Origin of the sequence: Bacteroides sp. AM16-13 (assembly GCF_003602705.1) — a bacterium.
GTDB lineage: Bacteria > Bacteroidota > Bacteroidia > Bacteroidales > Bacteroidaceae > Bacteroides > Bacteroides xylanisolvens.
In genome coordinates, this window is the sequence record NZ_QTLK01000059.1 from 1 (window position 1) to 3,751 (window position 3,751).

General features: G+C 40.0%; 3 protein-coding genes. All 3 read left to right on the forward strand.

Annotated features, from left to right (window positions below; all coding sequences use genetic code 11):
* Positions 1–404: 404 nt before the first annotated feature.
* The 3 genes from DW173_RS23435 to DW173_RS23445 are packed head-to-tail and all read left to right on the forward strand — an operon-like array spanning position 405 to position 3,667.
* A complete protein-coding gene (locus DW173_RS23435) occupies positions 405–1,724 on the forward strand; it encodes a tyrosine-type recombinase/integrase (RefSeq protein WP_158593293.1) in 1,320 nt (439 codons plus the stop codon).
* Entirely contained in the window at positions 1,721–2,659 is a 939-nt protein-coding gene (locus DW173_RS23440) for a tyrosine-type recombinase/integrase (protein WP_120145333.1), read from the forward strand. Before DW173_RS23435 ends, DW173_RS23440 begins: the two co-directional genes overlap by 4 nt.
* A 6-nt stretch (positions 2,660–2,665) precedes the next feature.
* Positions 2,666–3,667, forward strand: a complete 1,002-nt coding sequence (locus tag DW173_RS23445) for a tyrosine-type recombinase/integrase (RefSeq protein WP_120145334.1) — start codon at positions 2,666–2,668, stop codon at positions 3,665–3,667.
* Positions 3,668–3,751: the final 84 nt, after the last annotated feature.

The following is a 3,751-nucleotide window of genomic DNA, read 5'->3' on the forward strand; positions in this document are numbered from 1 at the left end:
ATTTCAGTCCATATGTTAGTTTTCAATTTATGTTGTATAATAATTGTATTCGACTTGCGAACAGTTAGTTGTGTGTTTTTTGGACAACATATTTCTGGATGTCTACCTATGCTTTATTACTAATTTAAAAAACTGTGCTTATGATAATAACAGAACTTATCAAAGACAAGAGTCGTCATCAAGAGTATCTTGAAGCTCCGATGCTATCTGAAAGGGAGTCATATCTTGAATACCTCAGAAGCAAGGGAGGCAAAGACGATTATCTAAAGAAAACATCACTATTCCTGTTAAGAATAGTTCGTATTCTCCCAATTGACAACAAACCTCTCGTATTTGAGACCGTTTCTGTATCCATTAAATGTTTCTGCCAGCAGAATCAACTTGGAATCACTTCTGAAAAACATATGATCAGAACGGCAATGAAATGGATACGTTTTATTGGCTTGTCTAATCTTGACGGACTTATGGAAGCCCCTGTTTTAAACAGCTTGTTTCCTCGACGTCAGTCACGTGTAAAAATGGCATCTGCTCCAATGCTTGTAGAAAGGGAAGCTTTTCTAAAGCATAGTCGCAACTTGGGATATTCGGACAATTATCTCAGACTGATGGCGTATATCCAACTTCATGTCGTTCAAAATTTATCCGTATGCACTCGGATTTCATTTTCAGCAAAAGAAATCATTTCAAGCGCAGAAAAATACGCATGTAGAGGTAAACAAACAGATTCTAATGTAATATACCGAAAAGGGGTATTTACAAGAGTTGCTATGAGCTGGCTTGATTTTTTAGGCATACAAGTCACCAAGAGCACTTCTTTTGGTTTTAATGAATATGCAGAAGAATATTTACGTTTTCTTTCTGACGAGAAAAACTATTCAAAACATACCATTAAAGGTAAACGTAAGGTTCTATGTTGTATGCTACCCGTCCTTGGTCAAATACATCCAGAGTTGTTCTCTATGCACCCCAAACATATTGATATGTTCCTTACAAGAATCCATAGGGAATGGAATATCAATCGTAGGACATTAGCCGAATACATCAGCCATTTGCGTTCGTTCCTTCAATATGCCGCTACTCAAAGCTGGTGTTCAGACAAGTTATCCTTGGCACTCAAAGCACCACGTTTGTACTCAGAGGACGGTCTTCCTTCCGCTCCGGAGAAAGAACACGTACTCGGAGCCGTTCAATTTTATTCAGACTTCAATAGTAAAACAAACATTCGGAACTATGCCATAATGATGCTTCTGTCCGTTTATGGAATCCGCACGCATGAACTGGTCAGTCTACAACTGAATGACATAGACTGGGACAAGGAGACAATCCTGTTCCGTCGCTCCAAAGGTGAACGGGCTCAAGTCTTTCCGCTTACCGTGAACGTCGGTAATGCCATCATACGTTATCTGACAGAAGTAAGAATAAATGATTCTTCGCAAAAATCATTGTTCCAATGTATGGTACCACCATATAGAGGAGTTAGCCACAATGCAGTATATGCTATTGTGAGCAAGGCTCTGAGAAGTCAGGGGATGGAACTCAGACACTATGGTCCTCATGCACTGAGACATTGGACTGCCACACGGCTTGTCAACGAAGGATTCCCATTGTATAATGTCAGTCGACAACTCGGACATGAAAGCCCGTATTCCACGAGGATATATGCCAAAGTGAATCTGAAAACACTGAGTATGGTCGCAGAAATGAACTGGGAGGATTTGCTATGACTATCAAAGAAGCCGTAATCAAATATATTGAGTACAGGCATAGCCTTGGAGAAAAGTTTAAATCTGCCGGTATTCTTCTTGTGAGTTTTAGCAAGTTTATCGGTGATACGACCGATATTTCCTCAATCAATATGGAATCCGTGAACTCGTTCCTCTATAAGGGGAACAAGGTTACGGCTATGTGGTTTGCTCGTCACACGTCCCTGAAGGGATTCTTTCAATGGGCTTTTCAACGAAGCCTTATTGAAACAATTCCATTGACATTGGATATGCCGAAGAGACCTGCCGGACTTGTTCCCTATATCTATAGCCGGGATGAACTCAAGCGGTTGTTCAGTTCTGCTTTGAACTATACCAGAAGAACTCAGAATGTAATCATCCCCTTTGTATATCAGACAATGCTGATTACCATGTATACGATGGGACTTCGCACTTGTGAAGTCATAGCACTGAGGGTAGGCGATATAATTTGGGAAGAGTCTTACATTATTGTACGTACTACAAAATTTTACAAATCAAGGATTATCCCATTCAACACTCAAGTAAAAAAAAGACTTTTGAGTTATTTTGACTGGCTCAAAGAGTCCGGTTTTTCGGTTGATAAGGACGCTCCCTTTTTTGTAACCAAGCAAGCTCAGGCTGTCAACCTCCATACTTTCCGGAACAGTTTTAAACTGATACGGAAAAAGGCAGGAATAATCCGCACGGACTCGGATAGATACCAGCCACGGATACATGACCTCCGGCACACGTTTGCAACCCATCGTTTGATTCAATGGTACAAGGAAGGAGTAGATGTACAGCAGATGTTACCTATCCTTTCCACCTATCTCGGACATACTTCTATCAAGTATACAAGTGTTTATCTAACGATGACTCCTGAATTACTGGAAACGGCATTGCAACTTTTTGAGAATTACAGACTATCAAAATAATAAAATATGAATACCCATAATGAATACATAAGCTATTGGCTACGCCGGTTCTTACTGGAATATGCCACAACTGTTCGCAATCTGTCAAAGAACACTTTGTTGAGTTATCGTGACACGTTCAAGCTGCTGCTTCCGTACTTGTCAAAAATGAACAAGAACGGGATAGAAAAACTTTCCGTGAACCTCCTTACAAAGGACAATGTGCAAGACTTCCTGAAAAATCTTGAAGCCTCACGCAAAATATCCCCTGCAAGCAGGAACCAACGGCTTACCAGCATACTTGCATTTGCCAAATATCTCTCAACTTATAACCCGGAACATGCAGAACTTTATCGGGAACTTAGACTCATACCCATGAAAAAGCACCAGAAACCAATGATTGGTTATTTGGAGAGGGACGAGATGGAAGCATTACTTGATGCCCCGGATAAAACTACACAATATGGTTACAGGGACTATGTCATTATCCTGTTCATGTATAATACGGGAGCCAGAGTGGATGAAGTTTCCAAACTAGTTGTTGCCGATTATGACTATACCACCTCTACCGTTATACTGCATGGAAAAGGCAATAAAACACGTAGGTGTCCTCTTTGGAAAAGTACCAACCGTGAAATACGGAAACTTGTCAAAAACTTGGCTCCTACACAAAGCATATTTATAAATCGCCATCACGCCCCACTTACCCGCTTTGGTATATATGGACTGATAACAAAATATGCCGCTGAAGCTGCTAAAAAATGCACCTCTCTTAGAAAAAAGAATGTAACGCCTCATGTGATAAGGCACACGACAGCTACACATCTTCTTCAAGCTGGAGTAGACATTAATACTATCCGAGCATGGCTTGGACATGTTTCTGTGGATACAACCAATGTCTATGCAGAAGTTAGCATGAAAGCCAAATCTGAAGCACTTGATTGTTGCGAAGTGATTAGTTCCACAAAACAAAAGTGCTGGAAAGATAATCCTGACATCATGGCTTTTCTCAATGGGTTATATAAATAAATATGTTGTCCCCAAAATACACAACTAACTGTTCACAAGTTAAATACAATTATTATACAACATAAATTGAAAACTAACATATGG